General features: G+C 68.1%; 19 protein-coding genes. 11 read left to right on the forward strand and 8 right to left on the reverse strand.

The genetic code is table 11. The features are described from left to right. Positions 1-54 precede the first annotated feature (54 nt). On the reverse strand, positions 55-822 hold the full coding sequence (gene map / locus ASE86_RS09250; RefSeq protein WP_056425011.1) for a type I methionyl aminopeptidase: 768 nt from the start codon (positions 820-822) through the stop codon (positions 55-57). Beyond that, entirely contained in the window at positions 822-2,600 is a 1,779-nt protein-coding gene (gene mutL, locus ASE86_RS09255; protein WP_056425013.1) for a DNA mismatch repair endonuclease MutL, read from the reverse strand. The genes map and mutL overlap by 1 nt, the downstream gene beginning before the upstream one ends. A 146-nt stretch (positions 2,601-2,746) precedes the next feature. Here mutL and ASE86_RS09260 point away from each other — a divergent pair, with 146 nt between their 5' ends. The 7 genes from ASE86_RS09260 to ASE86_RS09290 are packed head-to-tail and all read left to right on the forward strand — an operon-like array spanning position 2,747 to position 9,842. Beyond that, positions 2,747-3,790, forward strand: a complete 1,044-nt coding sequence (locus ASE86_RS09260; RefSeq protein ID WP_056426932.1) for a rod shape-determining protein — start codon at positions 2,747-2,749, stop codon at positions 3,788-3,790. Positions 3,791-3,816: 26 nt separating this feature from the next. Further along, a complete protein-coding gene (mreC, locus tag ASE86_RS09265; RefSeq protein WP_056425015.1) occupies positions 3,817-4,692 on the forward strand; it encodes a rod shape-determining protein MreC in 876 nt (291 codons plus the stop codon). Then, positions 4,689-5,204, forward strand: coding sequence for a hypothetical protein (locus ASE86_RS09270; protein WP_056425018.1), 516 nt, complete (start codon positions 4,689-4,691; stop codon positions 5,202-5,204). The genes mreC and ASE86_RS09270 overlap by 4 nt, the downstream gene beginning before the upstream one ends. A 44-nt stretch (positions 5,205-5,248) precedes the next feature. Continuing rightward, on the forward strand, positions 5,249-7,300 hold the full coding sequence (gene mrdA / locus ASE86_RS09275) for a penicillin-binding protein 2 (protein WP_056426935.1): 2,052 nt from the start codon (positions 5,249-5,251) through the stop codon (positions 7,298-7,300). Then, a complete protein-coding gene (rodA, locus tag ASE86_RS09280) occupies positions 7,297-8,418 on the forward strand; it encodes a rod shape-determining protein RodA (protein WP_056425020.1) in 1,122 nt (373 codons plus the stop codon). Before mrdA ends, rodA begins: the two co-directional genes overlap by 4 nt. Before the next feature lie 4 nt (positions 8,419-8,422). Beyond that, a complete protein-coding gene (locus ASE86_RS09285) occupies positions 8,423-9,259 on the forward strand; it encodes a 3'-5' exonuclease (protein ID WP_056425023.1) in 837 nt (278 codons plus the stop codon). 7 nt (positions 9,260-9,266) lie between these two features. Beyond that, positions 9,267-9,842, forward strand: coding sequence for a hemerythrin domain-containing protein (locus ASE86_RS09290; protein WP_056425027.1), 576 nt, complete (start codon positions 9,267-9,269; stop codon positions 9,840-9,842). Here ASE86_RS09290 and ASE86_RS09295 read toward each other — a convergent pair. Together ASE86_RS09295 and ASE86_RS09300 are read right to left on the reverse strand one after the other, a co-directional pair. After that, positions 9,839-12,376: an ABC transporter permease gene (locus ASE86_RS09295; RefSeq protein ID WP_056425031.1), complete on the reverse strand. Its 2,538-nt coding sequence runs from the start codon at positions 12,374-12,376 to the stop codon at positions 9,839-9,841. The two genes, ASE86_RS09290 and ASE86_RS09295, sit on opposite strands and share 4 nt — an antisense overlap. Continuing rightward, positions 12,373-13,071 (reverse strand): ABC transporter ATP-binding protein, encoded by a 699-nt coding sequence (locus ASE86_RS09300; RefSeq protein WP_056425034.1) that lies wholly within the window; start codon positions 13,069-13,071, stop codon positions 12,373-12,375. Before ASE86_RS09300 ends, ASE86_RS09295 begins: the two co-directional genes overlap by 4 nt. A 50-nt stretch (positions 13,072-13,121) precedes the next feature. Here ASE86_RS09300 and ASE86_RS09305 point away from each other — a divergent pair, with 50 nt between their 5' ends. Then, positions 13,122-13,796 (forward strand): arylesterase, encoded by a 675-nt coding sequence (locus tag ASE86_RS09305; RefSeq protein WP_235524027.1) that lies wholly within the window; start codon positions 13,122-13,124, stop codon positions 13,794-13,796. A gap of 25 nt (positions 13,797-13,821) precedes the next feature. On the opposite strand, the gene ASE86_RS09310 is transcribed toward ASE86_RS09305, so the two are convergent. After that, complete coding sequence (locus tag ASE86_RS09310) at positions 13,822-16,701, reverse strand: TonB-dependent receptor (RefSeq protein ID WP_056425036.1); 2,880 nt, start codon at positions 16,699-16,701, stop codon at positions 13,822-13,824. Between the two features lie 355 nt (positions 16,702-17,056). Here ASE86_RS09310 and ASE86_RS09315 point away from each other — a divergent pair, with 355 nt between their 5' ends. Both ASE86_RS09315 and ASE86_RS09320 read left to right on the forward strand, forming a co-directional pair. Next, positions 17,057-18,367, forward strand: coding sequence for an MFS transporter (locus ASE86_RS09315; protein ID WP_056425043.1), 1,311 nt, complete (start codon positions 17,057-17,059; stop codon positions 18,365-18,367). Then, positions 18,364-20,187 (forward strand): hypothetical protein, encoded by a 1,824-nt coding sequence (locus tag ASE86_RS09320; RefSeq protein ID WP_056425046.1) that lies wholly within the window; start codon positions 18,364-18,366, stop codon positions 20,185-20,187. Before ASE86_RS09315 ends, ASE86_RS09320 begins: the two co-directional genes overlap by 4 nt. A 93-nt stretch (positions 20,188-20,280) precedes the next feature. On the opposite strand, the gene ASE86_RS09325 is transcribed toward ASE86_RS09320, so the two are convergent. The 3 genes from ASE86_RS09325 to kdgD are packed head-to-tail and all read right to left on the reverse strand — an operon-like array spanning position 20,281 to position 23,639. Further along, positions 20,281-21,819, reverse strand: a complete 1,539-nt coding sequence (locus ASE86_RS09325; RefSeq protein ID WP_056426944.1) for a carboxylesterase/lipase family protein — start codon at positions 21,817-21,819, stop codon at positions 20,281-20,283. Beyond that, complete coding sequence (locus tag ASE86_RS09330; RefSeq protein ID WP_056425049.1) at positions 21,816-22,706, reverse strand: LysR family transcriptional regulator; 891 nt, start codon at positions 22,704-22,706, stop codon at positions 21,816-21,818. Before ASE86_RS09330 ends, ASE86_RS09325 begins: the two co-directional genes overlap by 4 nt. Before the next feature lie 18 nt (positions 22,707-22,724). Beyond that, positions 22,725-23,639: a 5-dehydro-4-deoxyglucarate dehydratase gene (gene kdgD / locus ASE86_RS09335; RefSeq protein WP_056425052.1), complete on the reverse strand. Its 915-nt coding sequence runs from the start codon at positions 23,637-23,639 to the stop codon at positions 22,725-22,727. Between the two features lie 255 nt (positions 23,640-23,894). On the opposite strand from kdgD, the gene ASE86_RS09340 reads away from it, so the two are divergent. After that, positions 23,895-24,956, forward strand: coding sequence for an endonuclease/exonuclease/phosphatase family protein (locus ASE86_RS09340; protein ID WP_056425055.1), 1,062 nt, complete (start codon positions 23,895-23,897; stop codon positions 24,954-24,956). Positions 24,957-25,016: the final 60 nt, after the last annotated feature.

The following is a 25,016-nucleotide window of genomic DNA, read 5'->3' on the forward strand; positions in this document are numbered from 1 at the left end:
TTTCCGCAAGATGAACGCGGTCTTGATCTCGTTTAGGCACAATTGGCCGGCATGTCAGCCTGGACGGCGCTCGTCGCTGCGCAGCGTGAGGACCTCGACGCCGTCGCGTGTCACGGCGACGGTGTGCTCGAACTGCGCCGACAGCCGTCCGTCGTCGGTCACCACGGTCCAGCCGTCGTCCTCGGTCGACACCCTGTGCGTTCCCTGGTTGATCATCGGCTCGATCGTGAAGACCATGCCTTCGCGCAACCCCTGCCCGGTGCCGGCCCGGCCATAGTGCAGCACATCCGGCGCCTCGTGCATCTCGCGGCCGATGCCGTGGCCGCAGAAGTCGCGGACGACGGAATAGCCGTTCCTCCTGGCGTGCTTCTCGATCGCGGCGCCGATGTCGCCCAGGCGGGCGCCGGGGCGGACGGCCCCGATCCCCCGCCACATCGCTTCCTGCGCGACCGTTACCAGCCGCCGCGCGGACGGCGAGACGGTGCCGACCATGTACGTCTTGCTCGAATCAGCGATGAGGCCGCCCTTCTCCAGCGTGATGTCCAGATTGACGATATCGCCGTCGTGCAGGATGTCGTCCTGACTCGGCACGCCGTGGCAGACGACGTGGTTGATCGAGCTGTTGAGGACGAAGGCGAAGCCGTATTGCCCCTTGCTCGCGGGTCGCGCGTGTAGCTCCTCAACGATGTAGCGCTCGACCAGGTCGTTGACCGCGAGCGTCGTCTCGCCCGCCAGCTCGATCCCGTCGAGCATCTCGAACACCTGCGCCAGCAACCGCCCCGCCTCGCGCTGGATGGCAAGGTCTTCCACTGTCTTGATCATCACTTCCGTCCGAACAATTTCTCGATGTCGCCGTGCGCCAGTTTCACCCAGGTCGGGCGCCCGTGGTTGCACTGGCCCGAATGCGGGGTGACTTCCATTTCACGGAGCAGCGCGTTCATTTCCGCGACCGACAGCACGCGCCCCGCCCGCACCGAGCCGTGGCAGGCCATGGTTGCGGCGACGTGGTCCAGGCGTTCGCGCAGGGACAGCGCCTCGTCATAGGCGGCGAGTTCGTCGGCGAGGTCGGTGACGAGGCCGGACACATCGCCGCTGCCGAGCAGCGCCGGGGTTGCGCGCACCAGCATCGCCCGCGGGCCGAAGCGGTCGAGGTCGAGCCCGAAGTCGGCGAGCTCGCCCGCGCGAGCCTCCAGGCGGTCGCAGGCCGGTTCGTCGAGTTCGACCACCTCGGGCAACAACAAGGCCTGCGACGCGACCCCGCCACCTGCCATGGCGCGGCGCATCCGTTCGAGCACGAGGCGCTCGTGGGCCGCATGCTGGTCGACGATGACCAGGCCGTCCTCGGCTTCCGCGACGATGTAGGTCTTCGCGACCTGGCCGCGGGCGACGCCGAGCGGGTACTGGATCGTCTCCGGCGGCGGGGCGTAGGCAGGCTCTGCACGGGCCATCGGCGGCGGCATGGCGAAGGTCGGGCGGCGGTCGTTGACCGCACTGCCCGACGACGCGAATGTCCGGTCGAGCAGATCGGCGGCGCCCCACACCGGCGGATCGCCAGGCGTCGCCGGCTCGGACTGCCAAGCCCCCAAAGCCCCGACACTCGGCCGCTGGACCGCGCGATGCCCTGCCTCGTCCAGCGCGCGCCGCAGGCCGCTGACGATCAGGCCGCGTACCAGTGCCGGGTCACGAAACCGCACTTCGGTCTTAGCCGGATGCACGTTCACATCGACCACGTCCGCCGGCACGTCGAGAAACAGCGCCACCACCGCATGACGGTCGCGCGGCATCATCTCGGCATAGGCGCCGCGGATCGCGCCGATCAGCAGGCGGTCCTTCACCGGCCGCCCGTTGACGAACAGATACTGGTGGTCGGCGATGCCGCGATGAAAGGTCGGCAGGCCGGCGACGCCGCCCAGCCGCAGCCCTTCACGCTCGAAATCGATGCCGACGCTGTTCGCCGCCAGATCACGGTCGGTCAGCGCGGCGACGCGGGCCGGGCGATCCTCGTCCGGCTGGACCGACAGCGTCCGGCGGCCGTCATGTTCGACCGAAAAGCCGATCCCTGGGCGTGCCATGGCGAGACGCCGTACGATCTCAAGGCAGGCGGCATATTCGGCGCGGGCCGATCGCAGGAACTTGCGGCGGGCAGGCACGCGGGCGAACAATCCCTCGACCCGGACGCGCGTGCCGGGGGGCAGGGCTGCCGGCGCTTCGTGTTCCACCGCGCCGTTGTCGACCAGCCGCATCCAGCCATCCGCCCCGCGCACCCGGCTTTCCAGCGTCAGGCGCGCGACACTGGCGATCGAGGGCAGCGCCTCGCCCCGAAACCCCAGCGTCCGCACGCCTTCGATATCCTCGTCAGGCAGCTTGGATGTCGCGTGGCGTTCGAGCGCCAGGGCCATGTCGGCGGGCGTCATGCCGCAGCCGTCGTCAGTGACTTCGATCAGATCGGTCCCGCCGCCGCCCAGTTTCACCGCGATCCGGGTGGCGCCGGCATCGATCGCGTTCTCCACCAGTTCTTTCAACGCGGCAGCAGGGCGTTCCACCACTTCTCCGGCAGCGATCCGGTTGACGAGGTGGCTTGGGAGACGGCGTATTGACATGGGGGACGCTCTAGCCCAAGCGACGCCATCCCGCGACCCGTATCCGAACAGCCGGAGCCGGACCCCCGGCTCGCCAGGATGGGGACGTTCTTATGTGCGAATCGCCGGGCATGGGCGACGCCCGGCATGGGACGGAATCTAATTCGATGATGTTTTCGCGTTTCTTCAAATTCATGTCGCATGACATGGCGATCGACTTGGGGACGGCGAACACCGTCGTATACGTCCGGGGGCGCGGCGTCGTGCTGAACGAGCCGTCGGTCGTCGCGATCGAGACCCTGAACGGTATCAAGAAGGTGCGGGCGGTCGGTGACGACGCCAAGCTGATGATGGGCAAGACGCCCGGCACGATCGAGGCGATCCGCCCGCTTCGCGACGGTGTCATCGCCGACATCGATGTCGCGGAGGAAATGATCAAGCACTTCATCCGCAAGGTGCATGGCGGCCGCAAGTCGATGATGCGCTGGCCGCAGATCGTCATTTGCGTGCCGTCGGGGTCGACCAGTGTCGAGCGCCGCGCGATCCGCGACGCCGCGTCGAACGCGGGCGCCAGCCAAGTCTTCCTGATCGAGGAGCCGATGGCCGCCGCGATCGGCGCAGGCATGCCCGTGACCGAGCCGGTCGGCAGCATGGTCGTCGACATCGGCGGCGGCACGACCGAAGTCGCGGTGCTGTCGTTGCGTGGTCTCGCCTATTCGACCAGTGTGCGCGTCGGCGGCGACAAGATGGACGAAGCGATCGTCAGCTATGTCCGTCGCAACCACAACCTGCTGATCGGCGAAGCCACTGCCGAGCGGATCAAGCAGGAAGTCGGCATCGCCAAGCCGCCGGTCGACGGCATCGGCATGACGCTGCACATCAAGGGCCGCGACCTGGTCAACGGCGTGCCCAAGGAAATCCAGATCAACCAAGGCCAGATCGCCGAGGCGCTGAGCGAACCCGTCGGCACGATCGTTGAGGGCGTCCGCATCGCGCTGGAAAACACCGCGCCGGAGCTTGCCGCCGATATCGTCGACCAGGGCATCGTGCTCACCGGTGGTGGCGCTTTGCTCCAGGGCATCGACGAAGTGCTGCGCGACGAAACCGGCCTGCCGGTGACGGTCGCCGAGGATCCGCTGACCTGCGTCGCACTCGGCACCGGCCGCGCGCTGGAGGACGAGCAGTTCCGCGGCGTCCTGATCCAGGTCTGATCCTCTAGTCAGAAGGGCGCGGACGGATGGCGCCGCCGATTGCCAGACGCACCGGCTTTTCGCGGCGCGCGCAGTACGGGGTCTTTATCGGCTATGTCGCGGCGGCGATCGGGTTCCTGCTCGGCATCGTCCTCGTCGTGCTGTCCTTTTTCAATCCGCCCGCCTTTGCCGCGCTGCGATCGGGCGTGGCGGAACTGACGACGCCCATTTCCAGCGGGTTGCATGGTCTGCGCCGGGCGGCGACCGTGCCGGGCGGCCTGACCGACTATTTCGGCGGCGCCGACAAGATCCGCGCGCTGCGCCAGCAGCTCGAGGCTGAGCGCGCGATCGTGCAGCGCGCGCGGATGATCAATCGGGAGAACGCCCGCTTGCGCGCGCTGCTGCGCGTCCGCGACGTCGATCCGGCGCCGGTCGTCACCGCACGGCTGGTCAATTCCAGCGGGTCGAGCACACGGCGCTTCGCGACGCTGAACGCCGGCCGGTTCCAGGGCGTCGAGCCGGGCCAGCCTGTCCGCGGGCCGGAAGGGCTGATCGGCCGTGTTCTGGAAACCGGGCTGAACGCGGCGCGCGTCCTGCTGGTCACGGATCCCGAGAGCATCGTCCCGGTGCGCCGCACGCGCGACGGCTTCCCCGCGATCGCTGCCGGGCGTGGCGACGGCTTCCTCGACATCCGCTCGGCCGCGTCGGTCAATGCGCCGTTCCAGGCCGGCGACGTCTTCGTGACGTCGGGCACGGGCGGCATCTATCCGCCCAATATCCCGGTCGCGCGCGTCGATGCCCAGGCTCGCGACTCCGCGGTCGGCCGGCCGCTGGCCGATCCCGACGCGCTGGACTTCGCAGTCGTGCAGAAGGCGTTCCTTCCGCCCCTGCCCCCGCCCCCTGCGCCGGACCCCGGCAAGTGAGGCCGCCGCGGCCGTCGAAGTTCGGCGAGCCGGTCAGCGCACGGCAGAGGTCGCTGATCGCCGCCGCCGTCGTGATGGCCGGATCGCTGCTGCCGATCGTGCCTGTCGTCGCGGTCGTGCCGTATCTGCCGCCGCTCGGGCTGTTGCTGCTGGTCGCCTGGCGCCAGCGCAGCCCCGACATCCTGCCGGTCTGGGCGGGCGCACCGCTGGGGCTGTGGGATGATCTGCTGAGCGGCCACCCGCTGGGCAGCGCGATGTCGCTTTGGACGCTCATCCTTCTGGCGATCGATGTCGTCGACCACCGCTTGGTGTGGCGCACCTTCTGGCAGGATTGGTTGATCGCGGCGGGGGCCCTTACCGGCTTCCTGGTCGGCGCACGGCTTGCCGGCACGTCGCTTGGGGCCCATGTCGATACCGTGCTGATCATCCAGATCGCGATCGCGATCGCACTGTATCCGCTGGCGGCGGCGCTGTGCGGCTGGGTCGATGCTCGCGGGCAGCAGCCGCGGTGAGGATCGGCAACCCCTTCGCCATCGCCAGCGACGCGGTCCAGGCGATGACCTTCACCCGGCGCGCGATGGTCGTGTCGGGGCTGCAGATCGGCGTCGGCGTGCTGCTGGCCGGGCGCATGACCTGGCTCGCGGTGGCGGAGAATGAACGCTATTCGCTGCTGAGCGAAAGCAACCGGGTAAACACCACCCTGGTCCCGCCGCGGCGCGGGTGGATCGTCGATCGCCACGGGCACGCCATCGCCAACAATCGTACCGACTTCCGCGTCGACATCATCCCCGACCGGATGCACGACAACGACAAGGATCGCGTCCTCGGTATCGTCCAGCACATCCTGGCGCTCGATCCCGACGAACGCGCCCGGATCGATGCCGAATTGAAGCGTGCGGTCGGGTTCCAGCCGGTGCAGGTGGCCGAGAACCTGGACTGGGACCGGTTCGCCGCGATCAGCGTCCGCCTGCCCGAATTGTCCGGCGTCGCGCCCTCGCGGGGTTTCTCGCGCAACTATCCGCTCGGTGCCGCCGTCGCGCACCTGACCGGCTATGTCGGTGCGGCGACTGCGGAACAGTATCGCGAAACCCGCGACCCGTTGCTCGTCACGCCGGGGTTCAAGCTCGGCAAGGACGGACTGGAAAAGAGCCTGGAGCCCCGCCTTCGCGGCCAGCCCGGCGCCAAGCGCATCGAAGTCACCGCGCGCGGCAAGCTGGTCCGCGAACTGGCAACCCGCCCCGACGTGCCGGGCCAGACGATCCGGCTGAATATCGATTCAGGGCTCCAGGAATACGCCGCGCGGCGGCTGGGGACCAACTCGGGAAGCTGCGTCGTGTTCGATTGCCAGACCGGCGAGATGCTGGCGATGGTGTCGATGCCCGCCTACGACCCGAACAGCTTCTCCGACGGTATCAGCCACAACGAATGGAAGATGCTGTCGGACGACGACCATGTTCCGCTGATGAACAAGGTGCTTCAGGGCCTGTATCCCCCGGGATCGACCGTGAAGCCGATGAACGGCCTGGCGCTGCTCGACGCCGGGGTCAGTCCCGGCGAGCGCGTATTCTGTTCGGGCGCGCTGCGCGTCGGCAATGGCGTGTTCCATTGCCACAAGCGTCGTGGCCACGGCCCTCTGGACCTGAAGGGGGCGATCGCGCAGAGCTGCGACATCTATTTCTACGAGATGATCCGCCGCCTGGGATACGACCGCATCGCGCCGGTCGCGCGCGCGGTCGGACTGGGTCAGAAGTTCGACCTGCCCTATCCCAGCCAGCGTTACGGTACCGTGCCCGACAGCGCGTGGAAGCAGAAGAAGTACAAGACCGGCTGGACGGTCGCGGATTCGCTCAACGCCTCGATCGGCCAAGGTTATGTGCTGGCCAATCCGCTCCAGATGGCGGTGATGGCCGCGCGGCTTGCCTCGGGCCGGATGATCCAGCCGCACCTGCTGGCCGGGCGCGACAGCCGCAATGCGGCGGCGCTGCCCTACAAGCCCGAGCATCTGGCGATGGTGCGCGAGGCAATGTGGGCGGTGGTCAACGGCGGCGGCACCGGCGGGGCGTCTCGGCTGACCGTGCCGGGCGTTGCGCTGGCGGCGAAGACCGGTACCGCGCAGGTCCGCCGCATCACCATGGCCGAGCGGCGCTCGGGCGTGCTGTCGAACGGCCAGCTGCCCTTCAAGCTGCGCGACCACGCCCACTTCATCTGTTTCGCGCCGGCGGACAATCCGCGCTATGCTGCGGCTGTCGTGCTTGAACACAACGGCCATACCGTCCGCAATCTCGATACGCCGCTGACCGGTCGCGATATCATGACATACCTGTTCGACAAGAAACGTGCGGTCCAGGCGCTGGAAGAGGTCGAGCCGACCTGGGGCGGTGACATCCGTATGCGCATGGCCGCGCAGCGTGCCGCGTTCGAAGCCGCGCAAACTCCGGTCGCCGCCCCGCCGGCCGACGTCGAATCGGCCGCCAGCAACGTGGTCGAGGCCGCCGTCGCCGAATCCAATGCGACCACGCCGACCAGCGGGATCGCAGAGGGCCGAACGGCCGAGCTGCCGCTGGAGGACGATGCGCCGGGCCCGCAGCCGCTGGGGAACACGCAATGATCCGCGCGCCCGTCTCCGGCCTGGTCCCCGCTCCGCTTGCGCAATTGCCGTGGAAGATCATCTTCCTCGTGCTGGCGATCGGCGGGTTCGGCTGGGTCGTGCTGTTCTCGGCCGCCGGGGGCAGCCTGTCGCCCTGGGCGCTGAAGCAGGCGACGCTCTTCTGCGCCTTCCTGTGCGTGGCGATCGTCATCTCGCGCGTATCACCCAAGGTCTGGTCCGCGCTCGCGCTGCCGGGCTATGTCGTCCTGCTGGTCCTGCTGATCCTCGTCGAGCTGCTCGGCGCGGTGAAGGGCGGCAGCCAGCGATGGCTCGACCTCGGCATCATCCGGTTGCAGCCGTCCGAGCTGATGAAGGTCATGATCGTGCTGGCGATGGCCAAGTTCTACGACATGCTGCCCCCGGCCGAGGTCCGCCGCTATGGCCCGCTGGTCCCGGCCGGGCTGCTGCTCGGCCTTCCGTTTCTGCTGGTCATGGCGCAACCCGACCTCGGCACCGGCTCGATGATCGCGTTCGGCGGGGTGACCGTCATGTTCCTGGCGGGCGTACCGCTCCGGCTTTTCGTAACAGGCGCCGCGGCGTTCGCGGCGGGCGTGCCGCTCGCCATCACGTATGTCCTCCACGACTATCAGCGCAACCGCATCCTGATCTTCCTCGATCCCGAAAGCGATCCGCTCGGCACGGGCTATCACATCAGCCAGTCGAAGATCGCGATCGGGTCGGGCGGCCTGACCGGCAAGGGCTTCCTGCAAGGCAGCCAGAGCCACCTCGATTATCTGCCCGAGGGTCATACCGACTTCGCGTTCGCCACGATGGCCGAGGAATGGGGCCTGATCGGCGGCTTCGCGATCATCATCGCATTCATGCTGCTGATCCGCTGGGGCGTGATGGTCGGCGTGCGGGCGGAGGGACGGTTCGAACGGTTGACCGCGGCGGGCCTCGCCACCACGATCTTCTTCTATGTCGCGATCAACCTGATGATGGTGATGGGTTTGGCCCCGGTCGTTGGCATCCCCCTGCCGTTCATCAGCTTCGGCAGTTCGGCGCAGATGACGGTGATGATCTGCATCGGCATCCTGATGTCGATCGACCGGCAGAACCGGCGCGCGCCGGGGTGGTGACGGCATGAGCGTGACCGAAGCGGTCGATTTCGTCGTGATCGACGTCGAAACCGCCTGTTCGCGCGTCAGCAGTATCTGCCAGATCGGCATCGTCGGCTTTCGGGACGGGGTGGAGGTCTTCGCCTACGAAACGCTGGTCGATCCGTGCGACGAATTCTCGTCGTTCAACACGCGCATTCACGGCATCACGTGCGACCATGTCGCGGGCAAGCCTACCTTTGCCGATGTCCACGCCGCCGTCAGCGGTTACCTATCGGGTCGGGTGACCGTCGCGCATTCGATGTTCGACAAGGGCGCGCTGGCCGCCGCGTGCCGCGCGCACGACCTGCCCCCGATCGAGGCGACATGGCTCGACAGCGTGCGCGTCGCCAAGCGCGCGTGGCCCGAACTGCCCAGCCATCGGCTGAACGTCCTCGCGAAGTTCCTGAAGCTGCGCCACAAGCATCACGACGCACTGAGCGATGCCCGCGTCGCCGGCCTAATCGTCGCACGCGCGACGACGCACACGGGAATCGACCTCGCCGGCTGGCTGTCCCCCACCACCAACCGCGGGCGTACCGCGCCGAAGCCCGCCGCGGTCGGTCCGCTGAAGGGCCAGCGGATCGCGATCCTCGGCTCGGCAAAGGACGGCTCGCTCGCCCGACATCTGGCAGGACACGGCGCGCGGATCGTCGCGTCGGTCGGCACGACGTCGACCATGCTGGTCATCAGCAACGCCCAGCCATTCGGCCGCTTCGTCCATGCCCATGAAAGCTATCGTCGCGCCGAAGACCTGCAACGCGCCGGCGCCGCGATCGAGATCGTGGCAGAGGACACGCTCCTCGCCCGAATCGGCGGCTGACCCGCGGATGCGTGATCTCGACGCGCTGATTCTGGGCCGGCGTCGCGGCTTGCCCGACCACATCGCCCCCTTGCGCGCCGCGTTCCCGAAGACCGGCTGGCGCACCCATGCAAACTTCGGGGCGCTCGCCGATTTCTGGCTGCACGTGCACGCCAGCCTGCGGCAGGAGGGCGATGCGGTCTGCTGGACCGTGAATGCGTTCCGCGCGAGAACACTGGACCCGGCCGACTTCCAGCAACGCTTTGCGACCAGGCTCAATCGTTTCCTCCAGCATCTCGACCAGCATCACCGGATCGAGGATCACGCGTACTTCCCGAAGTTCCGCCAGCTCGACCCGCGGCTGGTCATCGGCTTCGACCTGCTGGAGGCCGATCACGCGTTGATCCATGAACAGCTGGTCGCGACGGTCACGCAAGCGCGAACGTTGCTACAGGCACTGGCTGGGCCGGATGCCACCCGCGCGGCGGATGGCTACGCCCCGCAGATCGAGGCGTTCGTCGCCCTTCTGCTGGCGCATCTGGCCGATGAGGAGGATCTCGTCATTCCCGCCATCCTCCAGCACGGCGAACGCGCGCTTGGCTAGAGCCGTCGTAGCGCCTGTGCCGGTGCCGCGGACAGGACGGGCAGCGCGCTGACGAGGCCGATCCCCAGCGTCGTCACTGCCCCCACCCCCAGCGTCGTCAGCACCACCCACCAGTCGGGCGACCAGCGGAAATCGAACACGCCGGTGATGACGTACCACGCCGCCAGCGTGCCGAGCCCCAGTGCGAGCGCGGCGAGGATCGACGCCAGCGCCGCGTACTCGATCGCCTGTGCCGCAAGGATCTGTCGCCGCGTCGCGCCCAATGTCTTCAGGATGACGCTGTCGTAGATCCGTGCCTCACGCGCCGCGGCGATCGCGCCGATCAGTACCGCGATTCCCGCCAGGATCGCGACTGACGCTGCGATCAGGATCGCGGTCGCCATCTGGTCGAGGATCGTCGTCACCTGCCCCAGAACGTCGCCGACCGCGATGATCGATGCCGAGGGGAAGGCGGCGAGCAGCGCGCGCGACACTGCGCCTTCGTGGCGCGCATCGATATCGATCGTCGAGGTCAGGCTGTGCGGCGCGCTGGCCAGCGTCACCGGCGAGAACACCAGCACATAGTTGAACCCCATCGTGTCCCAGTTGACCTGCCGCAGCGACGCGATGCGCGCGGTGATCTCGCGACCGAGGATGCTGACGGTCAGCGTATCGCCCACCCCGACCCCCAGCACACGCGCGGCGTCGCGGTCGAGCGACACGAGCGGCGGGCCGGCATAGTCGCGCGGCCACCACGCGCCTACGACCAGCGTGCTGCCCGGTGGCAGGGTGGCGGCATAGGTCACGCCGCGCTCGCCGCGCAGAAACCACGCGCCCTCGGGCAGCGTCGCCAGATCGGCAACCCGCTGCGTGCCATACGCGGTGATCGTCCCGCGCAGCGAGGGTACGATGTTCAGCCTGGCCTCGGGAGCCGCCCCGCGCACGACCGACACGAAGCGCGCGCGTTCCTCGGCCGGGATGTCGAGCACGAACTGGTTGGGTGCGCGTTCGGGCACCACGCGGCGGATCTCGCGCGTCAGGCTCGTCTGGATCCCGGCCAGCGCGACGAACAAAGTAAGGGCGAGCCCCAGCGCGATGACCAGTGCGACGGTCTGCGCGCCGGGGCGGTGCAGGTTAGCGAGCGCCAGCCGGAACAGCGGGCGCCGCGGTCGCGGCAGGCGTGCGGCGATCCGGCGGATCAGCGTGCCGAGCAGCAGCAGGACCAGCAGCACCGCCGCGACCGCGCCCAGCACGGCGGCGGCGAAGATAGGCTCCCGCGCCGTGCCCAGCGCCAGCGCAACGATCGCGAGGCCGGCGACTGCGACGCCCGCCAGCGTCCGCCGGTCGATCCGCCGGGCGTCTTCGACGCCGCTGCGCAATTGCGCCGCCGCCGGATGCGTCCGCGCGCGCGCCAGCGGCGGTAGGGCAAAGGCCAGCGCGATCAGCACGCCGTAGGCCGCGCTGCTCGACAGCGGAATGGGGTAGAGCCCGAGGCCAGGCGCGACCGGCAATAGGTCACCGGCGAGCGCGATGAAGACAAGCGGCAGCAGCGCACCGACGACCAGCCCTGCCGCTACCGCCACGCCGGCAGCCGCCGCGAGCTGCAACAGGTAGATGCGCGCGATGTCGCCCGATGCCGCACCAAGAATCTTGAGCGTCGCGATTCCCGCGCGCTTCTGCCCCAGATAGGACGCCACGCCGTTGCTGACGCCGATCCCGGCGATGACCAGCGCGGCGAGGCCGATCAGCGACAGGAATTGCCCCATCCGCTCGAAAAAGCGCGTGGCCCCCGGCGCGGCGCGGTCGCGATCCTTGTACTCCCACCCGGCGCTCGGGAACTGCGCCTTCAGCCGGTCGATGACGGCCTTGGGCGCGGCGTCCGGGGCCAGTCGGATGCGGTATTTGCTCTCGTACAGCGCACCCGGCTGAAGCAGTCCGGTCCGCCGCATCCCGTCGAGCGATACGATCGCGACGGGGCCGAGCGTGAAGCCTTCGCCGACCCGGTCGGGCTCGTCGGCGATGACACCGGCGACCCGGAAATCCGCGTCGCCGTAGCGCAGGCCGTCGCCGACCTTCAGCAACAGGCGATCGGCCAGCGCGCGCCCGACCAGCACCGCATCCGGCGCCAGCGGACGATAGGGCTGTCCGGCAAGCGTCAGCGTGCCGTACAGCGGGTAGCGCGGATCGACGCCCTTCAGTTCGGTCAAGACCGCATCCGGCGTGCCCACCGCTGGCACCGTCCGCCGCGCCATCGCCCGCGTGCGGATCGTGTCGCTGACCTGGCCCGCTCGGGCAAACGCCGCGTGCTCGGCCGGTGACGCCTGCCGCTGGGTCATCGCGATCTCGACATCGCCGCCCAGCAGCCCCTGCCCGCGCGAGGCCAGCTCGGTGGTGATCGACGCGGTCAGGCTGCCGATCGCCGCCAGCGTCGCCACGCCCAGGAACAGGCACACGACCAGCAGGCGCAGGCCCCGAAAGCCGGCGTGAAGATCACGCCGGGCGATCCGCCAGCTTGTCCGCCAGTCGAGCCGTCGATCGTCCGTTGCCACGCTCATGCCGCGCTGTCTGACACGATCAGCCCGTCGCGCATCGTCAGCACGCGGTCGCAACGGGCGGCAAGCGCAGGATCGTGGGTGATGATAACCAGGGTCGCCCCCGCCGCCTGTCGCCGCTCGAACAGCAGGTCGACAATCGTGCCGCTGGTCGCCCCGTCAAGGTTGCCGGTCGGTTCGTCGGCGAACAGGATGCTCGGGGCTCCGGCAACGGCGCGGGCGATAGCGACCCGCTGCTGCTCGCCGCCCGACAGCTGCACCGGATAGTGCGTCGTCCGGTGACCGAGCCCGACCGCTTTCAACTCGTCCGCCGCCCGCGCGAACGCATCGTCTGCGCCGGCCAGCTCCAGCGGCACCGCGACATTTTCCAGCGCGGTCATCGTCGGCAACAGGTGGAACGCCTGGAGCACGATCCCGACCCGCCCGCGCCGCGCCTTCGCCAGTCCATCCTCGTCAAGGTCGGCGTAGTTGACGCCCGCCACGTGCACCTCGCCCGCCGTCGCGCGCTCCAGCCCTGAAAGGATCGCCATCAGCGACGACTTGCCCGATCCCGAGGGACCGAGGATCGCGACGCTGGTGCCGGCGACGATGTCGAGGTCGATCCCCTTCAGGATCGTCGTCGGGGCCGCGCGCGTTCCCAGCGTCAGCGTGACATTCCGGGCGCGGATTGCGATATCGCGCGGCACTGGGTTCGACATGAGTGGAGACGACGTCCTTGTCCAATAGGCTTGCCCCATATGCGGGCGCGTTGCTGCTCCTCCAAGGGCTGGGCGGATGTTCGCCCGATGCTGCTCAGCAGAATACCGCTGCGACGCAAGGGACGCCGTCGCCGGCACCCGCCATTCCGGTCGTCGATGGCAGGCTTGTGGTGGCGTTCGGCGACAGCCTGTACGCGGGCTACGGCGTGCTGCCGCAGCAGAGCTTCCCGGCGCAGTTGGAGCGGGCGCTGGCCGATCGCGGGATCGCCGCGACGGTGCGTAATGCCGGCGTCTCGGGCGACACGACAGCGGCCGGCCGCCACCGGCTGGCCTTTACGCTCGACGGCCTGCCGCGCACACCTGATCTGGTGATGGTCAATCTGGGCGGCAACGACATGCTGCGCGGTATCGACCCGGCGGAAACGCGCGCCAACCTGACCGCGATCTGCGCCGAGCTTCAGCGCCGCGGTATTCCCATCCTGCTGACGGGTATGATCGCCGCGCCAAACATGGGGCGGACGTACGCCGACGCCTTCAATGCGATCTATCGCGATCTGGCGAAGACCTATGGCGCCCCGCTCTACCCCTTCTTCCTCGACGGGGTCGTCACCGACCCCGCGTTGATGCTGCCCGATCGCATCCATCCCAACCCGCGCGGGATCGATGCGATCGTGGCAAAGGTGACCCCGCTGGTCGCCACATCGCTGAAGCGCGGGCGGCGCTGACCGGCAGCACCGCCCGTGGCCGGGATCAGAAGGCGAAGCGGGCGCCGAGCGTGTACTGCCGGCCGCTGTGCGTCAGCACGTTCAGGCGATTGGTGACGTCGACATACTGGTCGTTCTTCTGATCGGTCAGGTTGATCGCCTCCAGGCTGATCTTCAGCTGGTCGGTGATGCTGTACGACGCCTGCGCATCGACGTTCAGCGTGCTGTTCGTGCCGTTGTAGCTGTTGCCTTCGGTTCCCGGCACTGCGGTCAGGTATTTCGAGCGATAGGCGACCGACCCGCGGATCGAGAATTTCTTGTCCTCGTAATAGAGCGTCCCGTTGGCGGCGTGCTTCGACAGGCCGACCAGCGGCTGCGTGACGGTCGCGCTGCTCGTCGCCGACAGCAGGTAGCGGATGTTCGACGACACGTGCGTATAGTTCGCTAGCACGCCGAAGTTGCGGAAGATTCCGCCCAGAAACGTGAAGGGCTGCTGGATGTTCACTTCGAACCCGCGCAGCTTGCCGCCCGAAGAATTGACCGGCTGCGTCACCGTGAACACGTCGTTGGCTGACGCAGCACTGCCGGCAAGCAGCGATGCGGGCAGACCCAGGTCGGCGAACGGGACGTTGACGCTCAGCGTCTGAACGAAGGTCGTGATATCCTTCTGGAACCCGGATACGGCGTACACCGCGCCGCGCGTCGGATACCATTCGACCGACAGGTCGAGATTGGTCGATTCAGTCGGCTTCAGGTCCGGATTGCCCGAGCTGAAACCGCGGTTCGACCCCGAGATGTTCAGATTGCCGCCCGGCGTCAGCGACGCGATGCCGGCGCGCGCCAGCGTCTTGGCGGCGCCGAAGCGGACCAGCAGCGTGTCGGTCAGGTCGGCGACGATGTTGCCCGACGGCAGCCAGCGGTCGTAGTTGCGCTCGGCCACCACCTGGCTGATCGACGTGCCCTGCCCGGCATAGCCGGTCGACAGCTGGTCGGTCTTCACATAGCGCAGGCCGGCATCGCCGCGGATCGGCAGGCCCATGTCGCGCAGGTTGAATTCGGTCATCGCCCAGGCGCCGGTATCGCGCTCGCGCACCGTGATGAACGACCCGCGCGCGGTCGCATTATCCAGGCGCCCGACTGCGTAGAGCGGATTGGTGTAGATGCCGTACAGCGTTTCGAACGCGGCGAGATCGGGGACGACCCACGCGGTCGGCGTACCGGCCGGCAGGTCGAGCCCGCGACCGAAGCCCGAATACAGCTTGGTGGCTGCGGCGAGTTGCGTGCCGGTCAGCGTCTGGACGACCGTCTCGCCCGCGTTGCGGCGGCCTTCGGTCGACGCATAGTTGAATTCCCGCCAGTCGAGCCCGCCCTTCAGCTTGATCGCCGGGATCACCTCGAATTCCAGATAGCCCTTCGCCGTCTTGAAGCTGTTATCGACCGTCTGCGGTCGCACGCGAACTTCGGACGTGCCGTTGGCGAACGTGTAGTTGGCCACGTTCGTGACGTCGAAGCCGGGCTTGATCAGCGGGAAACGCGTCGAGAAGTCGTAGACGAAGTTGTTCGAATTGACCGCGTCGATCGTCACCGTGGTCTGGATCGGGTTGCTGAACGCCGACTTGGCATAGCCTGCGGTCCCGACGAACTTCAGCCGCTCACCGAACTTCTGATCGAGGTTGATCGTGCCCTGGTAGAAATCGGTTCGCAGGATGTCGAAGCGGCTCTGCGAGCGGACGTCGACCTGGTCGAATACGCCGGAGACGATGTTGCGGTCGCCGTCGACCGTACCCGACCGGATGATCGTCTGCGGCTTGCCGGTGCCCGACCGGCTGAAGCTGATCGCCTGCAACTGCGATTCCGCACGGCTTCCATCGAGCCGCGAATACAGCCCGTCGATCGAGATCAGCGTGGCGCTGGTCGGCTGGAACTGGATGGAGCCCGCCGCGCCCAGCCGCTGCTGGTCGATGGTGTAGTTGACGAGCCCCGGAATGCGCGGATGGAACAGCGCCTGTCCGGCATAGTCGGTCTGGGTCGCGCTGGCGCCGTAGTTGATCTGTGCAACGGTGTAGCCCGCGAGCGTCGAGGCCGGATTGAACCCGCCGTTGAAGCCGCCGTACGTCCAGCGCGTGATGTTGGCGCCTTCCTCGTACAGCTTGCGTTCTTCGTAGGCCATCGACAGCAGCACACCGAACCGCCCGTCCTTGCTGCTGGCGGTCACTAGCCCCGACAGCCGCGGCGTGGGTTTGCGCGCGAGGTCGTTGTAGCTGACTTGCGCCGACAGGACCGCGGTCGGCTTCTTGTAATCGAACGGACGCGAGGTCTGGAGGTCGACCGTCGCGCCCAGCGAACCTTCCTCGACATCGGCGGTCGCGGTCTTGCGGACAGCCAGGCTGTTGAACAGGTCGGAGGAAAAGATGTTGAAGTCGAACCCGCGGCCGCGGTTGACGCCGCCCGAATTGTCGGTGCCGCCGGTCGTGCCGATCGCCTCCATGCCGTTGATGCGGACGCGCGTATATTCCGGCCCGAGACCGCGGACGGAAATGTTGCGGCCCTCGCCGTTCACCCGGCTGATCGCGACGCCGGGGATGCGCTGGAGCGATTCTGCCAGGTTGAGATCGGGGAACTCGGCGATGTCCTCCGCCTTGATCGCATCGACCGTCGCGGTCTGATTGCGCTTGATGTTGAGCGCGGTGTTCAGGCTCTCGCGGAAGCCGGTTACGACGACTTCGTTCGCAGCCGTCTCGTCCGCTGCCACTGTCGCTGACGCAGGAGGGGCGTCGGTCGATTGCTGGTTGCCGGGCGCGCGCGCATCCTTTTCGACGTTGGTTTCGGGCGCGGCCTGCGCGTGCGCCGCCTCGGCGAGCACAAGGCTGAGCGTCGCGGTGGTGACTGCGAGCGCGATGCGGTGCCTGCGCGTAAAGATGGCCATGTGCCCTCCCCTCCTCAAATGTCCGGGCCTCGGTTTCCGGGCCGGTTCGATGTCGACCTTGCCTGCCAGTCCGGTGCGGTCGAGGCCAATCCCAATCGGGCATCGATCGTTGCGGTTGATGCACTGATCGGCAGGATACAGTCGCCGTGCTTCCGCGCAGGCGGGAGCGCAGAGCCGGCAAGGACCTCGCTGGCGGCCCAAGGTACCCGTCTGCGCGGGGGATCATTGGGGGACGCGCGCCATCATCCCGCGATCCGGCACGATCATCCCGCATTTCGACTTGGACGCGTCCAGTCCCCGCCGGTAGCGTCGCCCGAGGAAAAGGCGGCCCGAGCCGCCCGAAGGAGAGGCGTCGATGGCGACCGAGACACCCACGCGCGTCCGCTGGCGCATCATCGCGCTGATCTTCGTCATCACCGCGATCAACTATGCCGACCGCGCGACCTTTTCGATCGCGGGCAGCGCGGCGTCGGCTGAGCTCGCGCTGTCGCCCATCCAGACCGGCTATATCCTCTCGGCCTTCGCCTGGGCCTACGCGCTGGCGCAGATACCGGGGGGCGCGCTGCTCGACCGGTTCGGAACGAAGCGCATCTACGTCGGTGCGATCGCGCTGTGGTCGGTCATGACGGCGATGCAGGGCTTCGTCGGCTGGCTGCCGGGGCTGTCCGCCGTCGCAAGCCTGTTCGTCCTGCGCTTCCTGGTCGGCCTATGCGAAGCGCCCTCCTTCCCCGGCAACGCGCGGCTGGTGGCGGCGTGGTTCCCTAGCGCCGAGCGCGGCAGCGCGTCGGCGATCTTCAACAGCGCGCAATATTTCTCGCTGGTCGCCTTTGCCCCGCTGATGGGGTGGCTGGTTCATGAACACGGCTGGCGATCGGTGTTCTTCGTGATGGGAACGCTGGGCGTGCTGGCCGCACTCGCCTTCGCGCGGTTCATTCACGCACCGTCGCGGCACCCGTCGATCAACGCCGCCGAGCTGGCGGAGATCGAGGCAGGCGGCGGCCTGGTAAATATGGAGGATGCCCAGCCCGGTCGCGCGCGGACATTCACCTGGCCCAACGTCCACCGCCTGCTCACCAACCGCATGATGCTGGGCATCTACCTCGGTCAGTATTGCATCAACGTGCTGACCTATTTCTTCGTCACCTGGTTCCCGATCTACCTGGTCAAGGAGCGTGGGCTGAACATCCTGGAGGCGGGCTTCGCCGCCGCCGCCCCGGCACTGTGCGGCTTTGTCGGCGGGCTGGCCGGGGGCTTCCTGTCCGATCGCATCCTTAAAGCGACCGGCAACCTGGATCTGGCGCGCAAGGGCCCGCTGGTGTTCGGCATGATCCTGGCGACGCTTATCATCGCGTGCGTCTGGGTGGACGCGGAGTGGCTGGTCGTCACGCTGATGGCGGTCGCCTTCTTCGGCAAGGGCGTCGCGTCGCTCGGCTGGGCGGTAATGGCGGATGTGGCGCCGAAGCAGCTCGCCGGTCTGTCGGGCGGCGTCTTCAACATGTTCGGCAACATCGCCGGCATCGTCACGCCGATCGTCGTCGGCTATATCGTTGCAGCGACCGGATCGTTCGACCTCGCCCTAGTGTTCGTCGGAGCGCACTGCCTGCTGACCATCTTCGCGTTCCTGGTCGTGGTCGGTCCGATCCGCCGGCTGGAGCTGCCGGCATGATCGACCGGCGAACGATGCTGGGTGCCGCGGCGGCCGGCGCCGCGCTGCCTGCGGTGGCGCGGATTACGGCAGAGGTCATCCGCATCGCGACACCGATGGCGACGCCGACATGGGCGATGCTCCAGCGCCGGTTGCTCGCCGCGCACGCCGACGCCTGCGCCGCTTTCTACGCCAGATATGTCGGGCCGAAGGACGAGTTGCGCGTCTTTCCCCGCTGGGGCGCGAACGACGGTCCCGACGATGCGGCAGAGGCGACTAACGACTGGGTGACGCTTCACGCGCTGGGCGCGCCCGACAACCTGCTGACGATGGCGCAGCGTTTCTGGGAAGGCCATCTGCGCCAGTACACCGCCGAGCGGACGGTCGAGGTGCCGATCGCACGGGGCGGCATGTATTTCCGCGAGTTTCCGGTCCAGATGGACTGGCAGCATAATTCGGAGGGGCTGACAACGTTCAACGTCTTCGGCCTGAGCGCACCCAAGGACCGCCGGCTGTTCGATCGCACCCGCCGCTACGCCGATTTCTACACCGGGCGTGATCCGAGCGCCCCGAACTACGACCCGCGCGTACGGGTGATGCGCAGTATGATGACGGGGAGCCGCGGGCCGATGCTACGCGCCGCCACACCGCTCGACTGGGCAGGCGATCCGTTCGACCCCCGCCCCTTCCACTTGGAGCATGGCGAGACGAGCTACGCCCAGACGCTAGACCATTATGCCGGCTATGAGGACGTCGTCTGCGACAGTCCGCTCAACCTGCAGGCGACGACATTGGCGCTCAACGCGTATGCGCTGGGCGCCGGCGACCGGTTCCGGACGTGGGTGCTCGATTATCTCGGCGCCTGGGCCGAACGGGCGCGCGTGAACGGCGATATGCTGCCGTCGAAGGTGTCGGCGGACGGTCGTGCCGCGCCCGACTGGTGGGCCGGCGTCTATGGCTGGGGATTTTCGCCGATCGTGCCACAGACCGGCGAGCGCGAGAATCGCAATCGCGTGCCCCGATCGATCACGGCGTTCCTCGGCGGGCTGCTGCTGAGCGGCGACATGGCGCTGATCGAGCTGTGGCGGCGCCAGTCCGCACGGATAAACGCCGCGTCGAAACGGGTGAACGGCGAGGTGTCCGCGCCGACGATGTACGGTGCCGATGGCTGGTACGGATGGAAGCCCGGTGCGTATCGGACCAACGGCTTCGAGATCTGGTACGCGACCCAGGCGCCCGAGGACCGTGCCGCGGCCGGCGACCATCCGTGGATCGCGTTTCTCGAAGGTCGCAATCCGGGATATGCCGAGACGGCGCTGAAGGCCGACCTGGACCGCGTCGCCGAACGCGTCGCCGCGATGCGCGACGATCGGACGACGCCGCAGACCCGCCTCGCCGACTGGCCGATCGACAAGAACCCGGCGAGCGCCAACGCGCTGATCCAGACGATGACCGGCGGCCTGCACATCGCCCGCCCGCCCTGGTCGCCGACCAGTCCTCCGCAAGGCGGCGTGCCGCTTCACTGCCGGTTGCGCTATTTCGACGCGGATCGCCGGCGGGCGGGCGTGCCCGACGATGTGGCGGCCCTCGTCACGGCTTTGGGGGATCGATCGACCGAGATGACGCTGGTCAACACCGGCGCGCGGGCACGGACGGTGATTGTCCAGGGCGGCGCCTATGCCGAGCACCGGATCGATACGGTCACTGTCGACGGCACGCAACAGGCGGTCGGGGGACGTAGCTTCACGCTTCGGCTGGAGCCCGGTTGCGGGGCGCGAGTCACGCTGGCGATGACACGCTATGCCAACCGTCCGTCGCTGGCGTTTCCATGGGATCGATGATCCGCCGTGCTCCCGCGCAGGCGGGAGCCTAGGGCCGCAAGCGACGTACTTCGTAACTCCGGGCTCCCGCCTGCGCGGGAGCATGACGTCCGATCAGCCCCCCGGCTTCACATACGGTGCCACCGCGAACAGCAGCCGTTCCTCGCGCCGCGGATCGTCCTCCACGCGGACATGCCGGTCGAAGAGCATCGTCCCCCGCCGCGCGAGATCATACTGCGGCCACTCCGGCAGATCGCCGCCGTTCGGGTTCCCCGTCCGCGCAAGCCGGATGAACGCATCCGCCATTCGCCCGGCCAGCGCCCGCACATCGGGGCCGTTACCGGTCCGGGCGGCCGGCAACCGCGTATTGTCGAACACCAGTCCGATATCGAGCGTGTGGAAAGCCCCCAGCACGCCCCCCGCCTCGGGTGAGGGATAATCGAGCTGGTACATCCATGTGGCCGCTCCGATCTTCGCGCGCTCCTCGGCCTGAATCAGGTGCCCCGGCCACGAGCGCGCGGCGGTGGAGGCGGCGAGCAGGATCTGGCCCGGCGTGCGGTCGGGATAGAGCGCGCGGTAGCGGTCGATGACGTGGGTCACGCCGACGTCCTTCACCATCTCGCGTCCCAACCGTTCGGGCAGGTTGTCCCAGGTGGTGTCGCCGCGCTTCAGCGTCGCGCCGAGCCAATAGCCCGTCTCATCGCGCGTATTTCCGCAGATCAGCGGGATATGCGCCGCCTCGCGCGGGGCGTCGGGGTAAAAGGGATGCCGGGTCAGCGTGCGGTGGTCGAGCGTCGAGGCGAAACTGATCTCGCCCTTGCGCTCATAGGGATCGGTCGTCGCCATGGCGTCGACCAGCCGCCCGATCGGCAGCGCCGCCAACTCGGCCACGCTTTTTGCGCCCGTTGCCGCCATCCAGGCCCGCGCGCGCTCGGTGGCATGATTGGGGCCGATCGCGGTGACGTGCTGCCCGCTCATCGTCGCGGCGGCGTGAAACAACGGCCGCGCCTGCGCCATCGCCATCAGCGTAACGACCTTTGCGCCGCCCCCCGACTGGCCGAAGATCATGACCCGGCCGGGATCGCCGCCTAACGCCGCGATGTTGTCCCGCACCCATGTCAGCGCCAGAATGATGTCGAGGTTGCCGACGTTCGCGCTCTCCGCCGGCCCACCCAGATCGGCGAGATGGGCGTAGCCCAGCCCCGCCAGCCGATGATTCAGTGTCACGACGACCACGTTCCCGCGCCGCACGAGGTTCGCACCATCGTACAGCGGGTCCGACCCCGAACCATGAGCGTGCGCACCGCCGTGGAGGTACACCATTACCGGTCGCCGCCCGCCGTCCAGCGCAGGGGTCCACACGTTGAGGAACAGGCAATCCTCGCTGGTCGGTTCATCCGCCTTCGTCTGTGGCGACGCCGGGCCATAGCGGGTTGCGTCCGCTATGTCAGACCACGGCGTCGGCGGCAGCGCGCGCTGAAACCGACGCGGGGCGGTGTCGGCGCCGTAGCGTATGCCCCGGAACACCAGCACCCCGCCCTCGCGCAGGCCGCGAACCCGGCCGCACCGTGTCGTCGCGACGGGATCGCCGGGCGCCGCCGCGACCAGCGGAACCGCCGACAGCCCCGCCAGCACACCGCGCCGATCGATCATGGCCTGGCCGTCTCGGCGCACAGGCGCCGCATCGGGGCGAGCGCAGGGTTCGCGTTATCTCGCCGCCACGCCATGTACAGCTCGACCGGGCGTTCCGGCGCGGTCGTCAGGCGCCGGAACTGGACGTCGGTGAAGTGCAGCCCGGCAGCCGCCTCCGGCACGATCGCCGCGGCGAGCCCCGCCTGGACCAGCCCCAGCATCGAATGGATCTGCGTGACGTGCTGGATATAGTCGGGCGCCACGCCGGCGTCGTCGAACAGGCGCACCAGCATGTCGTGGAAGTATCCAGCCCCCTGCCGCGCATACATGATGAGCGGCTGGCCATCGAAGTCGGCGGGCTCCAGTACCGACTGCCCCGCGCGCGGGTCGCCGGCCGGCAGCGCCACGACCAGCGCTTCGTCGAGCACCAGCATCGTTTCGAATTCGTGCCGGTCGATCGGCGGGCGGACGAAGCCGATGTCGATCAGCCCGGTCAGCAGCGCATCGACCTGATCGCCGGTCACCATCTCGCGCAGTTCGAGTTCGATGTTGGGCAGTGCGGCGCGCGCCGCGGCGACGAATTGCGGCACCAGGCTGTAACCTGAGACGGCGGTGAAGCCGATCGCGACCTTGCCCGCGTCCCCCTTCGCGACGCGCCGCGCGGCCAGTTGCGCGCTTTCCGCCAGCCGAACGATGCGCCGCGCCTCGATCAGGAACACCCGCCCCGCCGGGGTCAGCGCGACGTTCCGGCTGGTCCGCTCCAGCAGCGTCACGTCCAAGATGCGTTCGAGCAGCTGAATCTGCCGGCTGAGCGGCGACTGCGTCATGTTCAGGCGCTGCGCGGCGCGGCCGAAGTGCAGTTCCTCGGCGGCGGCGACGAAGCAGCGGAGCTGGCTCAGTTCGAACATCGCGCCAGCCTACCGCGATCAGGCCGCGGCGGCGAGGGCTCCGGGACGGACGCGCGCGATCAACTGCGCCAGCTCGTCGTGCTCGGCTGGCGTCATGTCGGTCAGCGGGGTCCGCACCGCACCGGCGTCGCGCCCGACGATCCGGCATCCCGCCTTCACGATCGAGACGGCATAGCCCGCCCCGCGGTTGCGCAGCGCGATGTAAGGCAGGACGAACGCCTTCAGCTGGGCGAGCACCTCGGCACGATCGTCGGCGCGGACAGCCTTGTAGAACGCCAGCGCCCATTCGGGCAGGAAGTTGAAGATCGCCGAGGAATAGGTCGTGACGCCCATCGTCAGGTACGGCACGGCAAAGGTTTCCGCGGTCGGCAGGCCGCCGATATAGGTCAGCCGGTCCCCCATGCGGGCATAGATGCGCGTCATCAGCTCGATATCGCCGACCCCGTCCTTATATCCGACCAGGTTCGGGTTGCGGTCGCACAGCCACGCCAGCGTGTCGTCGTTCACCACCGCATTGTCGCGATTGTAGACGATGACGCCCAGGCCGGTCGCGCGGCACACAGCCTCGATATGCGCGGCCAACCCCTCCTGCTTCGCGCCCACCAGATAGGGCGGCAGCAGCAGCAGCCCGTCGGCCCCCGCACGCTCCGCCCCACGCGCGATGTCGCAGGCGATGGCGGTGCCGTAACCGCAGCCGGAGATGACCGGCAGGCGTCCGGCAGCTTCCTTGACGGCCGCGCCGACGACCGTCTCGACTTCGCCCGGGGTCAACGAAAAGAATTCGCCCGTGCCGCCGGCTGCGAACAGGCCGGTCAATTCATGCCCCAGCATCCAGGCGCAATGTTCGCGGTACGGACCTTCGTCGAACCCGCCCGAGGCATCGAAATGCGTGACGGGAAACGACAGCAGGCCGCCCCCGAGGGTCTTTGCCATCTGGACTGGACCTAGGCTCACGCATTCTCTCCCGACGACAACGATCGATGCTTATCGTATCTGCATCCCCGCAATATCCGGACTGTCCGGCGGGGTCCAAACCAAAGCCGTCATCGATCGATGCACAGCTTAGCTGGAACGACGCGTTGGCGCAGACCGCCTGTGCGCCGTTGCCATCACTCGGACGCGACCGCATGGTCCCGCGGCGCCGGTTGCAGGGGCGGCAGTGATTCGATTCTGGGGACGTGCCGACCGATGAAAACCTACGCGATCTACGCCCTCCGGGTCGTGGCGGCCCTGCTGATCCTGGTCACCGGACTGAGCATCGTCGAATCCAACGAATGGTGGATCCGGATCTGGGACTTCCCGCGCGCGCAGATTTTGGGCGGGCTGATCGTGGCGGGCGGACTGTCGCTGTGGCTGGACCGGCGCGCATGGCGCTGGCTTGGGCTCGGCTGCGCGCTTGCATCGGCGTGGCAGCTCTACCGCATCTTTCCCTACACACCGCTCGCGCCGACCGAACTCGCCTTTGCCGACGACGTGTCGGCCAGGGACGGGCAATGTTTCAGCGTGCTGTCGCTCAACGTCCTTCAGACCAACCGCGACTATGATCGCACCGCGCGGCTGATCGACCGGGTCCGTCCCGACATCCTGCTGCTGATGGAAACCGATGCACGGTGGGCGCAGGCACTTGCGCCGCAGTTGCGCCGCTACCCGCACCGGATCGACCGGCCGCTCGACAACACCTACGGCATCCTGTTTGCCACGCGCTTGCCGATGCAGTCCGGCCGGGTCGAAACGATCGCAGAAAGGGACACGCCGTCGATCGATGCGGTGCTGTCGGCAGGCACGCCGTTCCGCATCATCGCCCTGCATCCCCGCCCGCCGCTGCCCGGACAGGACACCCACGCCCGCGATGCCGAGATCGCCATCGCCGCGCGTCGCGCCGCACGTACCCGGATACCGGTATTGGCGATGGGAGATTTCAACGACGTCGCCTGGTCGCACACCTCGCGGCTGTTCAAGCGCGTGGGCGGCTATCTCGACGCGCGGATCGGCCGCGGGACCTATGCGACCTTCCCTGCGCACGTGCCGTTGCTCGGCTGGCCGCTCGATCATCTGTTCGTGACGCCGGAGTTCCGCGTGCGCACGCTGGACGTGCTGGAAGACGTCGGATCGGATCATCTGCCGATCCACGCGCGTGTGTGCCTGACGGGAGCCGCCACGCCCGGCGGCGCGCCAGACCCCGCGTCGAAGGAGGACCGGCGCGACGTGAAGGAAATCCTGCAGGAATATCGAGACGAGCGGACGGAGTGACGGCGTCAAGGCGATAACGATTTGCAATTGCGTTGACTCTGCGATCGACTCGCAATAGCG

Origin of the sequence: Sphingomonas sp. Leaf33 (assembly GCF_001421785.1) — a bacterium.
Classification (GTDB): Bacteria; Pseudomonadota; Alphaproteobacteria; order Sphingomonadales; family Sphingomonadaceae; genus Sphingomonas.